The 17,722-nt window shown below is 70.2% G+C and carries 18 protein-coding genes; 12 read left to right on the top strand and 6 right to left on the bottom strand.

Translation table 11 applies throughout. The features are described from left to right. Positions 1–23 precede the first annotated feature (23 nt). The 5 genes from PP359_RS11285 to PP359_RS11305 are packed head-to-tail and all read left to right on the top strand — an operon-like array spanning position 24 to position 4,960. The gene (locus PP359_RS11285) at positions 24–953 is read left to right on the top strand and encodes a carbohydrate ABC transporter permease (RefSeq protein ID WP_499250616.1); all 930 of its coding nucleotides are present in this window, start codon (positions 24–26) and stop codon (positions 951–953) included. A gap of 1 nt (position 954) precedes the next feature. Beyond that, positions 955–1,800, top strand: coding sequence for a carbohydrate ABC transporter permease (locus PP359_RS11290; RefSeq protein WP_135948989.1), 846 nt, complete (start codon positions 955–957; stop codon positions 1,798–1,800). 55 nt (positions 1,801–1,855) lie between these two features. Further along, a complete protein-coding gene (locus PP359_RS11295) occupies positions 1,856–2,722 on the top strand; it encodes a ketose-bisphosphate aldolase (protein ID WP_499250617.1) in 867 nt (288 codons plus the stop codon). Between the two features lie 28 nt (positions 2,723–2,750). Then, the gene (locus PP359_RS11300) at positions 2,751–3,953 is read left to right on the top strand and encodes an ADP-dependent glucokinase/phosphofructokinase (RefSeq protein WP_499250618.1); all 1,203 of its coding nucleotides are present in this window, start codon (positions 2,751–2,753) and stop codon (positions 3,951–3,953) included. A gap of 11 nt (positions 3,954–3,964) precedes the next feature. Then, entirely contained in the window at positions 3,965–4,960 is a 996-nt protein-coding gene (locus PP359_RS11305; protein WP_499250619.1) for a class I mannose-6-phosphate isomerase, read from the top strand. Between the two features lie 34 nt (positions 4,961–4,994). On the opposite strand, the gene PP359_RS11310 is transcribed toward PP359_RS11305, so the two are convergent. Both PP359_RS11310 and PP359_RS11315 read right to left on the bottom strand, forming a co-directional pair. Next, a complete protein-coding gene (locus tag PP359_RS11310) occupies positions 4,995–5,594 on the bottom strand; it encodes a flavin reductase family protein (RefSeq protein ID WP_036316412.1) in 600 nt (199 codons plus the stop codon). Positions 5,595–5,671: 77 nt separating this feature from the next. Further along, a complete protein-coding gene (locus PP359_RS11315) occupies positions 5,672–6,973 on the bottom strand; it encodes an O-acetylhomoserine aminocarboxypropyltransferase/cysteine synthase family protein (protein WP_499250620.1) in 1,302 nt (433 codons plus the stop codon). Positions 6,974–7,075: 102 nt separating this feature from the next. Between PP359_RS11315 and PP359_RS11320 the strand changes: the two genes are divergently transcribed. Next, positions 7,076–8,053, top strand: a complete 978-nt coding sequence (locus PP359_RS11320) for a Gfo/Idh/MocA family protein (RefSeq protein ID WP_499250621.1) — start codon at positions 7,076–7,078, stop codon at positions 8,051–8,053. A gap of 120 nt (positions 8,054–8,173) precedes the next feature. Here the strand turns inward: PP359_RS11320 and PP359_RS11325 are convergent, their stop codons facing one another. Together PP359_RS11325 and PP359_RS11330 are read right to left on the bottom strand one after the other, a co-directional pair. After that, complete coding sequence (locus PP359_RS11325; RefSeq protein ID WP_499250622.1) at positions 8,174–8,755, bottom strand: DnaJ family domain-containing protein; 582 nt, start codon at positions 8,753–8,755, stop codon at positions 8,174–8,176. Between the two features lie 25 nt (positions 8,756–8,780). Then, complete coding sequence (locus PP359_RS11330) at positions 8,781–9,482, bottom strand: GTP pyrophosphokinase (RefSeq protein WP_499250623.1); 702 nt, start codon at positions 9,480–9,482, stop codon at positions 8,781–8,783. 82 nt (positions 9,483–9,564) lie between these two features. Here PP359_RS11330 and PP359_RS11335 point away from each other — a divergent pair, with 82 nt between their 5' ends. The 6 genes from PP359_RS11335 to PP359_RS11360 all read left to right on the top strand — a co-directional run bounded on the left by PP359_RS11335 (position 9,565) and on the right by PP359_RS11360 (position 14,876). Next, positions 9,565–10,647: an FUSC family protein gene (locus tag PP359_RS11335; protein ID WP_499250624.1), complete on the top strand. Its 1,083-nt coding sequence runs from the start codon at positions 9,565–9,567 to the stop codon at positions 10,645–10,647. Positions 10,648–10,742: 95 nt separating this feature from the next. Then, on the top strand, positions 10,743–11,339 hold the full coding sequence (locus tag PP359_RS11340) for a PadR family transcriptional regulator (RefSeq protein WP_112931835.1): 597 nt from the start codon (positions 10,743–10,745) through the stop codon (positions 11,337–11,339). An 87-nt stretch (positions 11,340–11,426) separates the two neighbouring features. Continuing rightward, the gene (locus tag PP359_RS11345) at positions 11,427–12,359 is read left to right on the top strand and encodes an ABC transporter ATP-binding protein (RefSeq protein ID WP_499250625.1); all 933 of its coding nucleotides are present in this window, start codon (positions 11,427–11,429) and stop codon (positions 12,357–12,359) included. Between the two features lie 3 nt (positions 12,360–12,362). Next, positions 12,363–13,130: an ABC transporter permease gene (locus PP359_RS11350; protein WP_499250626.1), complete on the top strand. Its 768-nt coding sequence runs from the start codon at positions 12,363–12,365 to the stop codon at positions 13,128–13,130. 10 nt (positions 13,131–13,140) lie between these two features. Then, positions 13,141–14,250 carry a sensor histidine kinase gene (locus PP359_RS11355; protein ID WP_499250627.1) on the top strand — a complete coding sequence of 370 codons (1,110 nt, stop codon included), beginning with the start codon at positions 13,141–13,143 and terminating at the stop codon, positions 14,248–14,250. After that, positions 14,247–14,876: a response regulator transcription factor gene (locus PP359_RS11360; protein WP_499250628.1), complete on the top strand. Its 630-nt coding sequence runs from the start codon at positions 14,247–14,249 to the stop codon at positions 14,874–14,876. Before PP359_RS11355 ends, PP359_RS11360 begins: the two co-directional genes overlap by 4 nt. 43 nt (positions 14,877–14,919) lie before the next feature. Here the strand turns inward: PP359_RS11360 and PP359_RS11365 are convergent, their stop codons facing one another. After that, complete coding sequence (locus PP359_RS11365; RefSeq protein ID WP_036316432.1) at positions 14,920–15,765, bottom strand: NAD-dependent epimerase/dehydratase family protein; 846 nt, start codon at positions 15,763–15,765, stop codon at positions 14,920–14,922. Positions 15,766–15,775: 10 nt separating this feature from the next. Further along, positions 15,776–17,395: an MFS transporter gene (locus tag PP359_RS11370; protein ID WP_499250629.1), complete on the bottom strand. Its 1,620-nt coding sequence runs from the start codon at positions 17,393–17,395 to the stop codon at positions 15,776–15,778. Positions 17,396–17,722 lie beyond the last annotated feature (327 nt).

Consider the following 17,722-nt stretch of genomic DNA (forward strand, 5'->3'; position numbering starts at 1 on the left):
CCCGCAAGGAGCCGTGCGGTCTCATGACCCTGAAAACCCCCGTCTCGCTCGACACCGAGGTGCTCGTCACCGGCGTCGCGCACTTGCGTCGCCGGCGCCAGCTGCGCCGCACGACCGAGTCGTACGCCTTCCTCGCGCCGACGCTGATCCTCCTGCTCGTGCTGATGATCGTCCCGATCGTCATGGTCATCGGCTACTCGCTGCAGAGCAACGTCATCCTCAGCAAGAACGGCCAGTTCGTCGGCATCCAGAACTACCTGACGGTGCTCGGCGACGGCGCGTTCTGGAAGGCGACCTCCAACACGGTCGTCTTCACCGTCGTCAGCGTCGCCGCCCACCTCGTGCTCGGCCTCGGCTTCGCCCTCATGCTCAACAGCACGCTGATCGGGGCCGTGCCGCGCGCGATCTTCCGGGGGCTCTACGTTCTGCCGTGGCTGTTCACCGTCGCCGTCATCGCCGTCCTCTGGCGAATGCTGCTGGCTCCCAACGGAGTGATCAACTTCCTCCTGAATGCCAACGTGGAATGGCTCGCCTCCCCGCAGCTCGCTCTCGGCACCGTGACGTTCATCAACATCTGGGCCGGCTACCCGTTCTTCATGGTGAGCCTTCTGGCGGGCCTGCAGGGCATCCCCAGCGACCTCTACGAGGCCGCCACGGTCGACGGTGCCAGCAGCGTGCAGCGGTTCTGGAACGTCACCCTGCCGCAGCTTCGGCCCATCATCGTCAGCCTGCTGCTGCTCGATCTCATCTGGACTTCTCAGCAGTTCGCCCTCATCTGGATGACGACCGGCGGAGGCCCGATCGATGTGACCGAGGTGCTCAGCACCTACACCTACAAGCTGGCCTTCGCGAAGTACGACTTCTCGCTCGCGGCGACCGCCGCCGTGCTCGTCCTGCTCATGTCGATGGTCCTCGCCGTGTTCTACGTGCGGCACCAGAAGGCGAGGGATTGACATGGCCATGTCCGTACAGACACGTCGGCGCACCGCGCGCGTCGGCATCGTGATCGGCCTCGTCCTCGGGGCGGTGTTCGCCGCCGGTCCCGTGGTGTGGATGCTCTCGAACTCGTTCAAATCGAACACCGAGATCTTCGAGCTGCCGCCACGACTGATCACCGACACGTTCTCCCTGAACGCCTACGTCGCCATCTTCACGAACCCCGAGACGATGCGGTTCTTCCTCAACAGCTACATCGTCGCCGGTGCCGTGACGGTGCTGACGCTGCTGGTCGCCATCCAGGCGGCGTACGCGTTCAGCAGGTTCGATTTCCGCGGCAAGCGCGTGCTCAACGTCATCATCGTGAGCGTGCAGGCGGTGCCCCCCATCACGCTGCTCATCCCCTACTTCGGCCTGATGGTGGGCCTCGGCCTGTACAACACCTATCCCGGCCTGATCCTCACGTACATGGTGTTCACGCTGCCCTACGCGATCATCATGATGACCGGCTACTTCAACACCCTGCCGCGCGAACTGGACGAAGCCGTCCGCGTCGACGGCGCCGGTTCGATGACCGCCCTGTGGCGGGTGCTCGTACCGATCTCGGTGCCCGGCATCGTGTCGGTGGGCATCTACACGTTCATGATCGCGTGGAACGAGTACCTGTTCGCCCTGACACTGACCCGCACGATCGACATGCGCACGGTCCCCATCGGCATCCAGCTGCTGATGGGCCAGCACTCCTACGAGTGGAACCAGATCATGGCCATGAGCGTGCTCGGCTCGATCCCCGTGCTCATCCTCTTCCTCTTCTTCCAGCGCTTCTTCATCAGCGGCCTGACGGCCGGCTCGGTGAAGAGCTGATCAGACCCGTCCGCACGGACGCCTCTCACCACCCCCACCGACAGGAGAATCCACCGTGGTGCTGTACACCGGCAAGTCCATCCTCGACATCGCCAACCAGAACAACTTCGCCATCCCGGCCTTCAACATCAGCGATTGGGCGATGTTCCTCGGCGTCATGGACATCAGCGAGGAGAAGAACGCGCCCGTCATCATCGCGATCCACCCCGACGAGGTCTCGCACGTGACGACCGACCTCATCGTCGCTATCCGCGAACGCGCGCACCGCTCGCCGGTACCGGTCGCGATCCACTGGGATCACGGCGGCACGTACGAGCAGATGATCGTGGCCATCCAGGCCGGCTTCACGTCGGTCATGATCGACGCATCGCTGTTGCCGTTCGAGGAGAACGTCGCACTCACCCGCAAGGTCGTCGAGGCCGCGCACGCCGTCGACATCCAGGTGGAGGGCGAGCTCGGCACGATCGGCGCGAACGACAGCTACGGCGAATCCGGGGCCGCGGAGATCATCTACACGAACGTCGACGACGCGGTGCGCTTCGTCGCCGAGACCGGAGTCGACAGCCTCGCCATCGCCATCGGCACCTCGCACGGGCTCTACCCGTCCGACAAGAACCCGGAGCTGCGCCACGACCTGCTCGAGCAGATCAAGGCCGCGGTGAAGATCCCTCTCGTCCTCCACGGCGGCTCGGGCAACCCCGACGCAGAGCTCGCCCGCGCCGTCTCGCTCGGCATCAACAAGATCAACATCTCCAGTGACATCAAGGTCAGTTACCACAACCGGATGCGCGAGATCCTCGGCACCGACGAGCGCCTGCGCGAGCCGAACGCCATCCAGCCCGAGCCGATCGCCGCCCTCAAGGCGACGGCCGCCCAGAAGATCGACCTGTTCGGCGCGGCCGGCAAGGCCGACCTGTACTGACGCACGTCGGCAGGAGATCATCGACACCATGAGCGCGCGACTCGTCCTCGGACTCGGCGGCACCGTCGACTACGAGATCCGGTGGGATGCCGCGGTCATCAGCGATCTGGCCCGCCACCACGGCGTGCGCCGGGCGGAGCTGGCGGCCCCGGGCCCCATCGACGACGAGCGCGCGCTCATCGTCGCGATCCTCGCCCTGCTCGAACGCGGCGTCGGAGGGGAGCGGTTCGCCGCCTCCTCCGACCTGCTCGAGACCTTCGCTGCGCGTTTCGAGACGGCGGTGACGCTCGGCGGCACGGGGGTGCGCGCGGGAATCGCGCTGGCCAATCTCGGCATCCCCAGCACGCAGCACCTCGTGAGCATCGACGACAACGTGCGACGTCTCATGCCCCCGATCGTCGACTGGGTGTGCTCGGCCTCCGCGGACACCCTCGACCCGCACCTGATCGTGCAGTACCCGGCGGGGGCGGTCGTCGCGCTCGCCGACGGCGAGGTCGCAGCGCCCGCGGCGAATCGGGTGATCGTCGCCAACGATCGACCCAACCGCGAGATGGCGATCGCTGCGCAACTGGGCGAGCGCCTGCGCGACGCCGACGCCTTCCTCGTGTCGGGATTCAACACGATGCAGGATGCCGAGCTTCTGGCCCTGCGCCTCGACGAGCTGGGGGTCGCGATGAGTCGGCTTCCGGCGGGGGCACTGGTCTACTACGAGGACGCCGGGTTCTATCGACGGGAATTCGCCGCGATCGTCCGCGATCGCCTCATCTCGCGCATCGATGTGTACGGCATGAACGAAGACGAGCTGCAGGAGTACGTCGGCCGGACGATCGATCTGTGCGATCCCGCGGACGTCGCCGCCGCCCTGGCCGAGGCGCACCGGCTCATCCCGGTGCCGGCGCTCGTCGTGCATACGCGCTTCTGGTCGATCGCGGTCGGTGACGGCGCGCAGCGCCACCGTTCCGCCCTCGAAGCCGCGGTGCGGGTCTCGGCGACGCGCTACCGTCTCGGCGACGTGTTCGACGCGTCCGACCTCGACGACACCGGACGGCTGCCGCGGCATCCGGACGGCGCCCGCGTCGTCGCGGTCGTCGAGGGGTCGCGACCGGATGCCGTCGGGGTGGCCGCTGTCGTGGTCGACACCCCGACCCCGACCACCATCGGCCTCGGCGACAGCTTCGTCGGCGGATTCCTGTCGGTCACGCGCGTCGCCGACGCGGTGTCTGCGCCCTGACGGGCCTCGTCATGCCCATCCGGCTGCCCTCGAACCGTCCCGCGGATCGCTTCTACCGCGGCGGCGCGCGCCTGTGCGCGTTCCGGGGCGAGGCGCCACCGGCCGGACGCGAACCGGAGGACTGGATCGCCTCCACGACCACGGTGTCCGGTGCGGCGCTCACGGGGCTGACGGCGCTTCCCGACGGCGGCGGAGGGCGCGGCATCCTGCTGCGCGATGCCGTCGCCGCCGACCCCGTGCACTGGCTGGGCGGTGCGCACGCGCAGCGGTGGGGTGCCGATACGCGTCTGCTCGTGAAGCTCCTCGACGCCGGTCAGCGCCTGCCCGTACACGCCCATCCCGACGACGCCTTTGCGGCCGCCGATCTCGGGCGCGCGCACGGAAAGGCCGAGGCCTGGTACATCCTCTCCGGCGGAACGGTGCACCTGGGGCTGCGTGAGGACGTCGACCTCGACCGGTTGGCGCAGATGGTGGCCCGCCAGCGCACCGAGGAGCTGCTGGCGCTGCTGCACCGCGTGGAGGTGCACCCGGGCGACGTGGTGTGGGTGCCTCCCGGAGAGCTGCACGCGATCGGTGAGGGCGTGCTCCTGCTGGAGCTGCAGCAACCCGAGGACCTCTCGATCCTTCTCGAGTGGCGCGGCTTCGCATTGGACGGCGCGGCCGATGGCCACGTGGGGATCGGGTTCGACCGGGCCCTCACCGCCGTCACCCGTCGGGCGCGCAGCGCCGCCGAGATCGACGAGCTCGTCCACCCGGCGCCGGTCGGGCATGAGGGGTCGGTGTTTCCCGCGGCGGCGGATGCGTACTTCCGTCTCGAGCGTCGTGTCGTGGAGGGTGCGGCCGTGATCTCCGCGGGCTTCGCCGTCATCGTGGTGACGGACGGCGACGTGGTGATCAGTGGCGCCCCCGCTCGGGTGGGGACGACCTGGCTGGTCGCTGCAGCGGAGGGCGATGTGGTCGTCAGCGGCCGCGGTGAGCTCCTGGTCGCGCGACCGCCGGCGCCGTAGCCCGTCGCGTTCGGTGCCCCGGCGGTCGGCGACCTCAGGAGATGCGGGAGTGCTCGCCGAGACGGTGCCAGGTGCGGTTGTGGTAGACCAGCGCGTCGCCGGGCTCTCCCGGGGCGACGTCGCGCTCGAGCTGCGACTGCAGTGCGTGTGCCGCGAACACGGTGGAGCCCCCGGCATCCATGCGTTCGATGACGGCGCACCGCACCCAGGCGCGCACATCGTGGTAGACCGGCTCGCCGGTGACCAGCCGCGACCACGGCTGCGACCCGTCGAAACGATCGACGCCGCTGGTGGCGCCGAGGCGGGCGAGGTCGAGGTCGTGCGCATCGAGCAGATGCACGACGACGGTCTCGGCCTTGGCGAGCACGGCGGCTGACGACGACAGGGCGGACACCGAGAAGATCAGCAGCGGCGGCTCGGCGCTGACGCTGGCGACGCTCGTCGCCGTGAGCGCGACCGGTCCGTCGCCGGCATCGGCGGTGATGACCGCCACGCCGCCCGGGTGGCCGCGGAAGAGCGCCTTGAACTCGTCGGCCGACAGCGACGAGGAGAAACCCGGTGAGGTGAGGTCGGTGGCGTGGTGCGCGGGGGCATCGACCGGCACGGCGATGGGTGCGGTGGGCGACGAGGTCATATCTCCACGGTAAACGCACTGAGGAAGGCGGGCTCCGTCAGGCGCAACACGGCGACATGTCCGGGGCCGCGCTCCGCTCAGGAGGACGCCGCCAGCGCCCGGTCGAGGTCGGCGATGAGGTCGGATGCCGTCTCGATGCCGATCGAGAGCCGGATGAGTCCGTCGCCGATTCCGAGCCGCTCCCGCTCCTCGGGCGGGAACGACACGTGCGTCGTCGTCGCGGGATGCAGCGCCATCGAGCGGACATCGCCGATGTTCGTCATGCGGCTGATGAGGCGCAGGCCGTCGAAGAAGCGCTCGGCGGCGGCCCGCCCGCCGCGGACGGTGAACGCGAACACCGATCCGGCGTGGCCGCCGAAGCGCTCCTGTGCGATGCGGTGGTAGGGGCTCGAGGGCAGAGCCGCGAAGTCGACGCTCTCCACGGCGGGATGCCTCGCGAGCCACGCGGCGACGATCTCGGCGTTCTCGAGGTGCTTCGCCATGCGCAGCGACAGCGTCTCGATGCCCTGCTGCAGCAGGAACGAGTTGACCGGCGACAGGGCGGCCCCGAGATCGTTGACGATGCCGAAGCGCAGGTACGCCTCCAGCGCACGGGCGCCGTGGCTGTCCACGAGCGCGGGACGGCCGGGGGCGGCCGGTGCGGTCAGCCCCGGGTAGTCGCGCGACGAGCCGGCCCAGTCGAAGCGGCCGCCGTCGACGATGACGCCCGACAGGGCGGCGCCGTGACCGGTGAGGAACTTCGTCGAGGAGTGCACGACGACATCGGCGCCGTGCTCGAGCGGCCGGATGAGGTACGGGGTCGCGACGGTGTTGTCCACGATCAGGGGGATCGTGTGCCGCCGTGCGATGCGGGCGACCGCGGCGACATCGACGAGGTCGTTCTTCGGATTGGGGATCGTCTCGACGAAGATCGCCTTCGTCTGCGGCGTGATCAGACGCTCCCACTCGGCCTCGTCGGCCGGGTCGCGCACGTAGTCGGTCGACACGCCCAGGCGGGCGAAGGTGCGATCGAAGAGGATGCGCGTGCCGCTGTAGATGCTCGCGGTCGACACGAGACGCTCGCCGGCGCCGGCGAGCCCCAGCAGCAGCGCCGTGATCGCCGCTTGACCGGAGCCCACGACGATCGCTCCCGTCCCACCTTCGAGCGAGGCGATGCGGCGCTCGGCGACTTCGTGCGTCGGATTGAGGTTGCGGGAGTACAGCTGACCCGTCTCCGCTCCCGTGAAGCGGTCCTCGGCCTGCGCGAACGAGTCGAAGCGGTAGGCGGCCGTGAGGTAGATGGGGGTGATGCGTGCGCCGTGGTTGCGGTCGTCGACCTCGCCGGCGTGCACCTGGCGGGTGTCGAAGCCGTAGTCGTCGCTGTCGGGCTGCGTGCTCACCAGCACAGATTAGGGCGATGTGGGTGATTGTGACGGATCGGTCGTAACACTTCGCGGCATCCCATGCGCGTGGGCCTCCAGCGGCGCCGCTAGCGTGGAGCCATGAGCGAGAAAGCACGCTGGGCGGTTCTGGGCGCCGGTGTCATCACGGGCGACTTCCTCGCGGCGCTGCCGCACGCGGAACACGGGGTTCTGCACGCGGTGGGAGCGCGCGACGGCATCCGGGCGCGTGAGTTCGCCGACCGCCACGGCGCGCCGGTGGCCGGTACCTACCACGAGGTGCTGGCGCGCGAGGACGTGGATGCCGTCTACATCGGCACCGTCCACACGACGCACGCCGAGCTCGCGCACGCCGCCCTCGATGCGGGCAAGGCGGTGCTCTGCGAAAAGCCCCTCGGGATCTCGACGGCCGAGACCGAGGCCGTGCTCGACCATGCGGCGCGGGCCGGGCTGCCGCTCGTGGAGGCGTTCAAGTACCGCTTCGGTCCGTTCGCAGAGCAGCTGAGCCGGCTCGTCTCCTCCGGCGTGATCGGCGAGCTGCGGTCGGTGGACTCCACGCTCGGGTTCGCCGCCGACGCTCATGAGGGGCGTCTGTTCGACCCGGCGACCGCCGGCGGTGCGATCCTCGATGTCGGGTGCTACCCGGCATCCTTCGTCGTGGGGCTGGCCGCGTGGGCGGGCATCGACCACCCGCCCGTGATCGTGGACGCCGACGGTGTCGTGGGCGCCGTCGACGAGCAGGCCCGGGCCACGATCGCGTTCGGCGGCTTCGAGGCGCGGATCGCGACGGCGATCACCGCCGATCTGCCCCGTCGTGCGGTGGTGCGCGGAACGGAGGGCGAGCTCGAGATCGAGAACGTGTGGGGCAGCCGCGTGGTCTCGACGGCAGAAGCCGTGCTGCGCCGCGCCGACGGCACCGTCGAGCGGATCCGCACGGCGACGATCAGCCCGATGGCCGCCGAGGCGGATGCCACGATCCTGGCGCTGCGCGACGGCCGGACCGAGGCGCCCGAAATGCCGTGGGCGCAGACCCGCACGACCGCACGCCTGCTCGAGGACTGGCGGGCCGCGCTCGGCTGACCCGGCCCGTGCTGTGCGCTCGCCGCTGCGGAGTTCACAGAATCGGAAACCATCAACGGATGCGGATGCCGAGGCGCTCGGCATCCGCATCCGTTGCTCGCCTGCGCATCCGCTGCCGGTTCAGCGTCGGCGGAACAGACCGCGCCGGCGTCGAGGCTCGGGCGGCGACGGCGGGGTGGATGCCGCCGCGAGGCGCTGCCGACGACGCTCGTGCCACGCCGCGACCTCGCCATCGACGTCGCGGGTCGCCGTCACCACGGGAGGGCCGCCCTGCAGCTGGCGGCGGGCCTCGACCACGCGCCGGTTGAAGTCGTCGACGTGGGCACGCACGTCGGCTTCGCGCGTCAGGGCGTCGAGGGTCTGCGCGAACTCGGCATCCTCGGTGCGCAGCATCAGCGCGGCGGGTCCGAGGCCGGTGAGGCGCTCGTTCTGGATCTTGCGGCGGATCCACCAGTCGGGGTCGTGGTGGTCGCCGAGGCCTTCCAACGGTTTACCGGCGCCGGGCAGACCGTCGAAGTCTCCGCGGCGGATCGCCTGCTGGACGGCCGTCTCGACGTACATCGCGCGGTCGTGGGCGGTGGGCGTGCCGTGCGCGGGCGCAGGCGCATCGGTGGCGCCCACCGCCGGGGCGCCCTCGCCGGACGCGCGCGCCTCCTGCGCGATCCGGTAGCGCGCCGCCTCCAGGCGCGGATCCTCGCTCATGCGTCCAGGTTAGGCGCCGGCGTGCTCAGACGGCCCGGATCGTCGCTGAGGCCGGGCCGTGCAGCTGCCCGTGCAGGCGTTCCATGCGGGCATCCAGCAGGGATGCCGAGTCGGCCGCCTCTTTGAGTTCGGCGAGCAGTCCGTCGGGAACCGCGCCGGCGTACTTGTAGTAGATCTTGTGCTCCAGGCTCGCCCAGAAATCCATCGCGATCGTGCGGAACTGCACCTCGACGGCGACGTCGACGCGCCCCGACGAGAGGAACACGGGGACCTCGACGATCACGTGCAGACTCTTGTAGCCGTTGGCCTTCGGGTGGGCGATGTAGTCCTTCACCTCGCGCACGGTGATGTCGTCCTGCTGGGTGAGCAGGTCGAACAGGCGGTAGGCGTCCTTCGTGAAGCTCGTCGTCACCCGGATGCCGGCGATGTCGGTGATGGCCGCGCGGATCGCGTCGAAGCTGGGATCGACACCCTTGCGCGTGATCTTGTCGACGAGGCTGTCGGCCGACTTCACCCGACTGGAGACGTGCTCGATCGGGTTGTAGTCGTGCATCAGCAGGAATTCGTCGCGGAGGATGCCGAGCTTGGTCTCGACCTCCCGCAGGCCGAACTGGTACTCGAGCAGGAAACGCTGGAACTCGTCGCGCATCATCCGCAGCTGCTCGGGGGAGAAGGTCGCCACCCCCTCGTCGGTCGAGATGGACAGGGGCTGCGAAATCGCTTCCATGGTCTCGACCGTAGCCAGCCCTCCTCGGTGCCGGCTGTGCGAACCGGGGGAGTCGGCCCGAGGGGCGAGGGAGAATGAGGGGATGTCGTCGTCCACCCCGTCGCCCCGCTTCGGCGCCCGCGTGCGCGCGGAGGCGGCCCACGTCGCGCGGAGCCTTGCGACGTTCGGTCCCGCGCGCGGCCGGCGCTGGCCACTCGCGTTGCAGGCGGGACTCGCCATGGCCGTGCCGATCGTTGCGCTCGCGGCATCCGGTCACGCCGACCTCGCGCTCCTGTCGGCGACCGGGGCTTTCGCCGTGATCTACGGCGGCTGGCTGCGCCCTCGCGAGCGCGCCCGCGTCGCGCCGCTGTTGGCGCTGGTGCTGTGGGTGTGCGCCGCCGGCGGCACGCTGGCGGCGCAGGGCGGCGTTGCGTTCGTGCTCGGCGGGGTGCTGGTCACCACGATCGTCGTGTCGGCGCTGGCCGGTGCCGTCTCGCTCGGGCCACCCGGACCGGTGTTCTTCGTGCTGGTCTTCGGTCTGTCTGCGCAGATCACCTCGCGGCACGGCGGTGCGCGTGCCGTGGACCCGGCGGTCTACCTCGCCGTCGTCGCCGCGTCGGGCGCGTTCGCCTGCCTGCTGGTCGCGGCACCGCTGCTGTTGCCGCGGTACCGCCGCGAGCGGCCTCGACCGCGTGCGGAGCTCTTTCCGCTGCAGTGGTCGGCGCTCGCGCAGACCCTCACGCTGCGTGCGGCGATCGTGGGCGTCGCGGGCGTGGCCGCGGCGGTGGTCGTCGACCCGGCACGCTCGTACTGGATCGTCTGCGCGGGTCTGGCCGTGGTCGGGCTGCCGGTGGGGCGGCGGGATGCGGCGACGCGCGGCGTCCACCGCACCGTGGGCACCGTGGTCGGCGGCGCGCTGTATCTCGGGCTGGCATTCGTGCCGCTGCCCGTCTGGGCACTCGGGCTGCTGCTGGGCGTACTGCAGTTCGCGATCGAGATGGTCGTGGTGCGCCACTACGCGCTCGCACTGGTGTTCATCACGCCGCTCGTGCTGCTGCTGATCGGCGCGGCGACGGGCACGGGCGAGACGCTGCCGCTCGCTCTGGAGCGCATCCTCGACACGCTCGTCGGCGCTGCCGTGGGAACGGCGGCGGCACTCGCGGTGCGGCTTCGCGCAGGGGACTGACGGCTGGCGGCCGCCAGCCGCACGCCCTGTGCGGGCCGATTTTCCGCGTATGCATATACTGAGAAATTACATACTGGAAGGTCGGGGGAGCACAGATGTCGGTGCGTCACAGCCTGCTGGCGATCCTCGATCAAGCGCCGTGCTACGGGTATCAGCTGCGCGCCGAGTTCACGCGACGCACCGGGGCGAGCTCGCTGAACGTCGGCCAGATCTACAACACCCTGGAGCGCCTGGAGCGCGACGGGCTCGTCTCCAAAGACGACGTCGACGCCCAGGGCCACGTGTACTGGCGCATCACGGACGACGGATCGGCCGCCGTGCGCGAATGGTTCGACACTCCTGTCGAGCGGGGGGAAGCAACCCGCGACGAACTGGCGGTGAAGGTCGCTCTCGCAGCGACCCTGCCCGGAGTCGATGTGCTGTACCTGGTGCGCGCGCAGCGTGCGGCATCTCAGGGGCGGCTCGACGAACTGACGGCGCGCTACGCCGGCGTGGATGTCGACGATCCGGCATCCGTGGTCGGAGCGCTGCCGCTGTCGGCGTCGCTGTTCACCGCCGAGTCGGAGGTGCGCTGGCTCGCACACGTCGAAGAGCGGCTGTCCAGCCCGTCGATCGCCTCGCTTGCGCAGGGGCTTTCGTCTGAGCGGCCCAAGCGGGGACGGCCGGCGCGGAGCGCCGCCGCGACTCCGTGAGAGGCGCACCGAGACGTGACACGTGTCATGTTCCGCTCGTGACAGCGCCCTCCTGACGTTCCGGGCGTGCGCGATCAGAGTGGATGTGTGACCACCGCACGCGCCGCCACCCTCACATCCGTCGTCCTTCGCCTCGACGGCCTGGAGCGCTCCTTCGGTCTCGGCGAGCGCACCGTGCGCGCGGTCGACGGCATCGACCTCACCGTCCGCCGGGGCGAGATCGTGGCCCTGCTGGGACCCAACGGCGCCGGCAAGACCACGACCCTCGACATGCTGCTCGGGCTGGTCGAGCCCACCGCGGGCACGGTGCGGGTGCTCGGGCAGCGGGCGGCGGATGCCGCGGCATCCGGTCGCATCGCCGCCGTCCTGCAGACCGGAGGGCTGCTCGGCGACATCACGGTGCGTGAGAGCGTCGAGGTGATCGCCTCGCTGCACGGGCGTGCGGCCCTGCAACGAGTGCCGGAAGTGATGCGGCAGACGGCGTTGGAGCCGCTTGCCAGGCGTCGGGTGTCGAAGTGCTCCGGCGGTGAGCAGCAGCGGGTGCGCTTCGCGCTGGCGCTCGTGGCCGATCCCGAGATCCTCGTGCTCGATGAGCCGACCGCGGGCATGGACGTGACGGCGCGCCAGCGGTTCTGGGACGTGATGCGAGCGCAGGCGGATGCCGGGCGCACGATCGTCTTCGCCACCCACTACCTCGAAGAGGCGGAGCACTTCGCGCAACGCACCGTCGTGATGCACCGCGGGCGGATCGTCGCGGACGCTCCGACGGCGCAGCTGCGGGCGAGCCTCGGCGCCCGCACGGTGGCCGCGACCCTTCCCGCCGACGGCGCCGCGGCGCTGGTCGGCGTTCTCGCTGCGACGAACGGTGTCACCGACCTGCGCGAGGACGGCGGGCGCGTTCACCTGCGCGCCGTCGACGCCGACGCCGCGGCGTTCGCCCTGCTGCGCGCCGGCGCCCACGACCTCGAGGTCACGGCTCCCACACTCGAGACCGCCTTCACGGCACTGACGGAGGACTGACCCATGACTCACGCGTTCACGATCTCGCCCACGATGCTGCGCGTGGAGGCGCTGCGTCAGGTGCGAAACCCGTACACGCTCGCGTTCACTCTCGCGATGCCGGTGGGGATGTACCTGCTGTTCGGTGCGGGCGCCGCCTATGGCGGGATGTCGGCCGGACACGGCAACGTCCGCTTCTACGTCATGGTGTCGATGGCGGCCTACGGTGCGGCGGTGGCGATGACCTCGGCGACCTCGACGGCGGCTGTCGAGGCGGCGCAGGGATGGGGACGCCAGCTGGCCATGACGCCGCTGCGCACCGCCGGGTACGCGGCGACGAAGCTGATCACCGCGCTGGCGGCGGCGACGCTCGCGGTGGCGCTCGTCTTCGTGGTCGGCGCCGCCACGGGAGCGGAGGCGTCGGACGGATGGCGCTGGGCCGCCTCCGCGGTTCTCGTTCTCGGCGGTGCGCTGCTGTTCGGGCTCTACGGGCTGGGGATGGGGCTCGTGTTCCGCTCGGACGGCGCGGCGACGCTCGCCTCGATCTCGCTGACCTTCTTCGGATTCTTCGGCAACGTCTTCATGCCGTTGGACGGCACGATGCTCGACATCGCCCGGTTCACACCGATGTACGGTGTGGTGGCGCTCGCGCGCTGGCCGCTCACCGACGGTGTCCTCACCACCGGTCAGACCGATCAGCCGTGGGGCATCGCCCTCAACATCGTCGTGTGGCTGGTCGTGTTCGCCGCGCTGGTCGGCGTCGGTGTGAAGCGCTCTCGCGCCCGTCGGTAGGGTCGAGAGCATGAGTCGCGAGGCAGGGCGCGTGCGGGAGCGGGGCCCCGACTCGGTCTGGGAACGCTACGGCTGGGTCATGGCCGTCGTGTGGCTCGTCTTCCTCATCTACCCGATTCTCGGCCTGCTGCGATCGGCCGCCGATGCCGGCTGGATCGTGACAGGCTGGGTCGCGCTCGTCGCCTTCGTGCTCATCTACATCGCAGCCTTCCTCAACGGCATGAGCGGCGACGGCGGGGGGCTGCTCACGCCGCCGAGGCCGATCCAGTGGGTGGCGTTCGGCGCGCTGATCGTGTGCGCCGCGCTCACCATCCCCGCGGTGTCGGGCAACGCGCTGAGTTTCGTTCCGTTCGTCATGTCGTTCGCGTCCTACGGCCTCACCCGTCCGGCCCACTGGGCGACGGTCGCGGGCGGAATCGGCGTCGCGGCGGCGACGGTGCTTCTGCTGCCGGATGGCGTCGATTACGTGGCGGTGCTCGCGATCATCGTGCTCCTGGCGACCGTCAACACCGTCACGACGGCGCTCATCGTCCGCTCCGTGCAGGCGCAGCAGCTCGAAGTCGAGCTCGCGACGAGCGAGGGGCGCGAGGCCGTCGCGCGCGACGTGCATGACTTGATCGGCCATTCACTGACCGTCGTGCGCGTCAAAGCGCAGCTCGCGCGACGGCTCATCGCCACCGATCCCGAGCGCGCCGACGCCGAGCTCGCCGACATCGAGGCTCTCACCGCGGAGGCGCTGTCGGGGGTGCGGGAGACCGTCGCCGGCATCCGCAGTGCGACGCTCGCCGACGAGCTGGCGACCAGTCGCGACGTGCTGCGCGCCGCGGGCGTCGGGTTCGTCGTGCACGGGGATGCCGAGACGCTCTCGCCCGCACAGGCCCTCACGGCGAGCTGGATCCTCCGGGAGGCGACGACGAACGTGCTTCGCCACGCCGCCGCCTCCGCCGTGTCGGTCCGTATCCGTCCGGGCGGCCTCGTCGTGGCCGACGACGGGCGCGGCATACGCGGACCCGAGGGCAACGGTGTGCGGGGGATGCGGGAGCGCGCCGCCATGTCGGGGGCGCGGCTGTCGATCACGGCCGCAGGTGCGGGCGGCACGAGCGTGGAGGTGACGTGGTGAGCGTCGAAGATCGGGCCGGGGGCATTCGGATCGTCCTCGCCGACGACCAGGCGATGCTCCGCGGGGCTCTGGCTGCGCTGCTCGATCTCGAGCCGGACATGAGGGTGGTCGGTGTCGCCGGCGACGGCGACGAGGCCCTTCGCATCGTCGAGGCCGAGCGGCCCGATGTGTGTCTCATGGACATCCAGATGCCCGGTCGGGACGGGATCGAGGCGACCCTGGCGATCCGTGCGGCCAGTCCGCACACGCGGGTGCTCATCGTCACGACGTTCGCCCGACCGGGCTATCTTCGCGCCGCCTTGGATGCCGGGGCCGCCGGATTCGTCGTGAAAGACGCATCGGTCGAGCACCTCGCCGACGCGGTGAGGCGAGTGCATGCCGGGCTGCGGGTCGTCGACCCGCAGCTCGCCGAGGCGAGCCTGTTCGACGGCGCCAACCCGCTCAGCGAACGGGAGCGGCAGATCCTCCGCCTTGCCGCCGACGGCCGCGATGCCCCCGCGATCGCCGCAGAGGTGTACTTGTCGGCCGGCACGGTTCGCAACAACCTCTCCGCCGCGATCGGCAAGCTCGGCGCGTCGAACCGGGCTCAGGCCGTGCGGATCGCGCAGGACAAGGGGTGGCTGTAGCGGCCGCGCCCTGGACTCCGTCGGCGCTCGCCCCGCGCGCGGCTCAGACCTCGTCGCGCCAGGAGTGCTGGGGGGTCCAGCCCAGCAGTCGCTGCGCCTTCGCGGTCGAGAAGAGCGAATCGTTGACGCCGAGGTCGCCGCGGACCTCGACGTCGGGGAACACGTCGGCGACCAGTTCCGCGTTCGGGCGGCTCATGACCGTGTCGGTGTTCGCGATGAGGAAGTGGTCGAACCCGGCCGGCGCGACCTCCAGTGCCCGGCCGATGACGGCGGCGGCGTCTCGGGCGTCGATGTAGCTCCACAGGTTCCACTTGCGCAGGGTCGCGTCGGCGTCGAACGAGGGGAACTCGGCGTAGTCGGCCGGGACCATGACGTTGGAAAAGCGCAGCGCGGTGATCGACACCTCGGGGTGCCACCGCACGAGCTCCTTCTCCATGGTCTCCTCGAGGTGCTTCACGAGCGAATAGACCGTCTCGGGGCGGGCGGCGTACTCCTCGTCGACCGGCAGGTACGGCGGCGGCACGTCGAACGGCAGGCCCTGCACGGTCTCGCTCGACGCGGTGACGATGCGGGTGATGCCCAGCCGGATCGCCGCCCACATCACGTTGAAGGTGACCGCGATGTTGTTGTGGAAGGTGGCGACGTCGGAGCGGATGCCGGGAGCCGGGATGGCCGCGAGGTGCACGACCGCGTCGAGCCCGTCGTGCTGGTCGTTGACAGCCTGCAGGGCGTCGACGGTCTGTCCGTAGTCGGTGAAGTCGACCTGCACGAAGCCGGCGCCGCGGGTGCCCACGACGTCCATTCCGACGACGTCATGACCCGCCTCTCGCAGTTCGCGGACGACGACGGTTCCCAGCTTTCCGGATGCTCCGGTCACGGCGATACGCATGGTTCCGAGCCTAACGCCGGGCGAACCGCCGCAGCTGTGCGGCGCCGACGAGACCCAGCAGGAGGAACAGCGATGCGAGCAGCAGTGACCAGCGGGTCGCGTCGGCGAACCCTGCCGAAAGGGCGTGCACGGCGGCATCGGTCTGTGCTCCGAGCATGCTGGCGGAGCCCTCCGCGCGCAGCTGCGAGATCAGGGTGCCCGCCGACGTCCGCGTCGCGTCGGCGAGCTGTGACGCCGCGGGGCCGGTGATCCCGGCATCCGTCAATGCTCCGGGAAGGGTCAGCGCGAGCGAGACCGACAGTGCCGCCCCGGCGAACGCGGTGCCGAGCGCCGTGCCGATCTGGCGGACGGTCGACTGCGTCGCCGAGCCCTGGCCGCTGATCTCCACCGGCACATCGCGCAGCACCGTGCCCGTGAGCTGGGCAGACGCGAGGCCGAGGCCGAGGCCGTAGAGGACGAGCGGCACGGCGATGACCCACCCCGGCGTCGTGGCGGCGACGATCCCGGCGAGGATCACGATGCCGATGACTTCCAGGGCCAGGCCGATCAGCACGGTGCCGGGGGAGCCGAACCGCGCGGCGAGATGTCGTGCTGCCGCTCCCGACGCGAACGCCCCGAACGCCATGGCGGCCAGGACCAGACCCGTCTGCATGATCGACAGTCCGAGCGCCGCCGTGAGGTAGAGCGGGAGGACGAAGATGATCGCGAACTCGCCGACGGCGACCATGGCGGCGGTCACATTGCCCCACGAGAAGGTGCGCAGAGAGAAGAGGTGCAGATCGAGTAGGGCGTCGCGTTGGACGCGTTCGCGGTGCCGCTCCCAGAAGACGAACAGCGTCAGTGCGACGGCGGCGACGGCGAGGCAGACGGGCACGATCGAGACCGGGGCCGACGCGGGCCAGACCCAGCCGGCTATCACGAGGTCGGACTTGGGCGTCCACCAGCCCAGATCGGGTCCTTCGATGACGGCGAAGACGAGCGAGCCGAAACCGATGGCCGACAGCAACGCGCCGTCGACGTCGGCGCCGCGGCGGAAGCCGGCACCTCGCGTTTCGGGCACGGCCCACAGTGCCAGCGCGAAGACAACCGCACCCAAGGGCAGGTTCACCAGGAACACCCACTGCCACGAGGCGTACTGGGTGAGCGCGCCTCCTACCAGCGGTCCGATCGCTGCGGCGCCCGAGATGACCGCGCCCCACACCCCGAAGGCGGCGGCGCGGTAGCGGCCCCGGAAGACGGCGTTCACCGTCGAGAGCGTCGACGGCATGATGAACGCGGCGCCGACGGCCTGCACGGCGCGCGCCGAGATGAGCGCCCCGCCCGTCGTGGATGCCGCCGCCCACACACTGCCGCCGACGAAGACCAGGATGCCGAGCAGGAAGAGGAGCTTGCGGCCGAAGCGGTCCGCGAGCTTGCCGGTGGACAGCAGGAGCGCCGCGAGCAGCACCGCGTACAGGCTCGAGACCCACTGCGCGTCGGTCAGGTCGAGTGTGAGGTCGCGGATGATGTCGGGCATGGCGACACCGACGATCGTCCCATCCAGCACGATCATGCCGAGTCCGGCGGCGAGGACCGCGAGTCCCATCCATTCGCGCCGGGACGGCGCTGCGTCGACGATACCTTCAGTCATACTGAAAGTATGCACCCGAGACCCGGTTGATGTCCATGAGGCGGGGTGGGGGCTGTTATCGATAACCCATCGAAACGGGCATCGAAACCGCGGGAGCGGGCTTGCCGCTCCTTTGTGGTACCGGTAACATCGCGAACGTTCCATCCGAACGGGATGTCGGGGGCAGTGTCGCTCACCCGAGCGCCGCCGTCTTCGCACAGACCGGACGACTCCCCGGACAGGGATCGGGAGAGCGTGCATGCCGGCACGTTCTCGCACTGCACTTCGCGTGCGCCCACCGTCCGAGGAGTCGTCGGAGTGTTCCCGACTGTGCACGGGCGGCGAAGC

Origin of the sequence: Sphingomonas sp. BLCC-B65, from assembly GCF_028550675.1 — a bacterium.
In the GTDB taxonomy this organism is placed as follows: Bacteria; Actinomycetota; Actinomycetes; order Actinomycetales; family Microbacteriaceae; genus Microbacterium.

Bases quoted from the DNA above. Each gene is read 5' to 3' on its own strand.
- PP359_RS11320 (WP_499250621.1), top strand. From the start codon at position 7,076: ATGAGCGAGAAAGCACGCTGGGCGGTTCTGGGCGCCGGTGTCATCACG.
- PP359_RS11305 (WP_499250619.1), top strand. From the start codon at position 3,965: ATGCCCATCCGGCTGCCCTCGAACCGTCCCGCGGATCGCTTCTACCGC.
- PP359_RS11335 (WP_499250624.1), top strand. From the start codon at position 9,565: ATGTCGTCGTCCACCCCGTCGCCCCGCTTCGGCGCCCGCGTGCGCGCG.
- PP359_RS11300 (WP_499250618.1), top strand. From the start codon at position 2,751: ATGAGCGCGCGACTCGTCCTCGGACTCGGCGGCACCGTCGACTACGAG.
- PP359_RS11340 (WP_112931835.1), top strand. From the start codon at position 10,743: ATGTCGGTGCGTCACAGCCTGCTGGCGATCCTCGATCAAGCGCCGTGC.
- PP359_RS11350 (WP_499250626.1), top strand. From the start codon at position 12,363: ATGACTCACGCGTTCACGATCTCGCCCACGATGCTGCGCGTGGAGGCG.
- PP359_RS11290 (WP_135948989.1), top strand. From the start codon at position 955: ATGGCCATGTCCGTACAGACACGTCGGCGCACCGCGCGCGTCGGCATC.
- PP359_RS11330 (WP_499250623.1), bottom strand. From the start codon at position 9,482: ATGGAAGCGATTTCGCAGCCCCTGTCCATCTCGACCGACGAGGGGGTG.
- PP359_RS11285 (WP_499250616.1), top strand. From the start codon at position 24: ATGACCCTGAAAACCCCCGTCTCGCTCGACACCGAGGTGCTCGTCACC.
- PP359_RS11365 (WP_036316432.1), bottom strand. From the start codon at position 15,765: ATGCGTATCGCCGTGACCGGAGCATCCGGAAAGCTGGGAACCGTCGTC.
- PP359_RS11355 (WP_499250627.1), top strand. From the start codon at position 13,141: ATGAGTCGCGAGGCAGGGCGCGTGCGGGAGCGGGGCCCCGACTCGGTC.
- PP359_RS11370 (WP_499250629.1), bottom strand. From the start codon at position 17,395: ATGACTGAAGGTATCGTCGACGCAGCGCCGTCCCGGCGCGAATGGATG.
- PP359_RS11325 (WP_499250622.1), bottom strand. From the start codon at position 8,755: ATGAGCGAGGATCCGCGCCTGGAGGCGGCGCGCTACCGGATCGCGCAG.
- PP359_RS11310 (WP_036316412.1), bottom strand. From the start codon at position 5,594: ATGACCTCGTCGCCCACCGCACCCATCGCCGTGCCGGTCGATGCCCCC.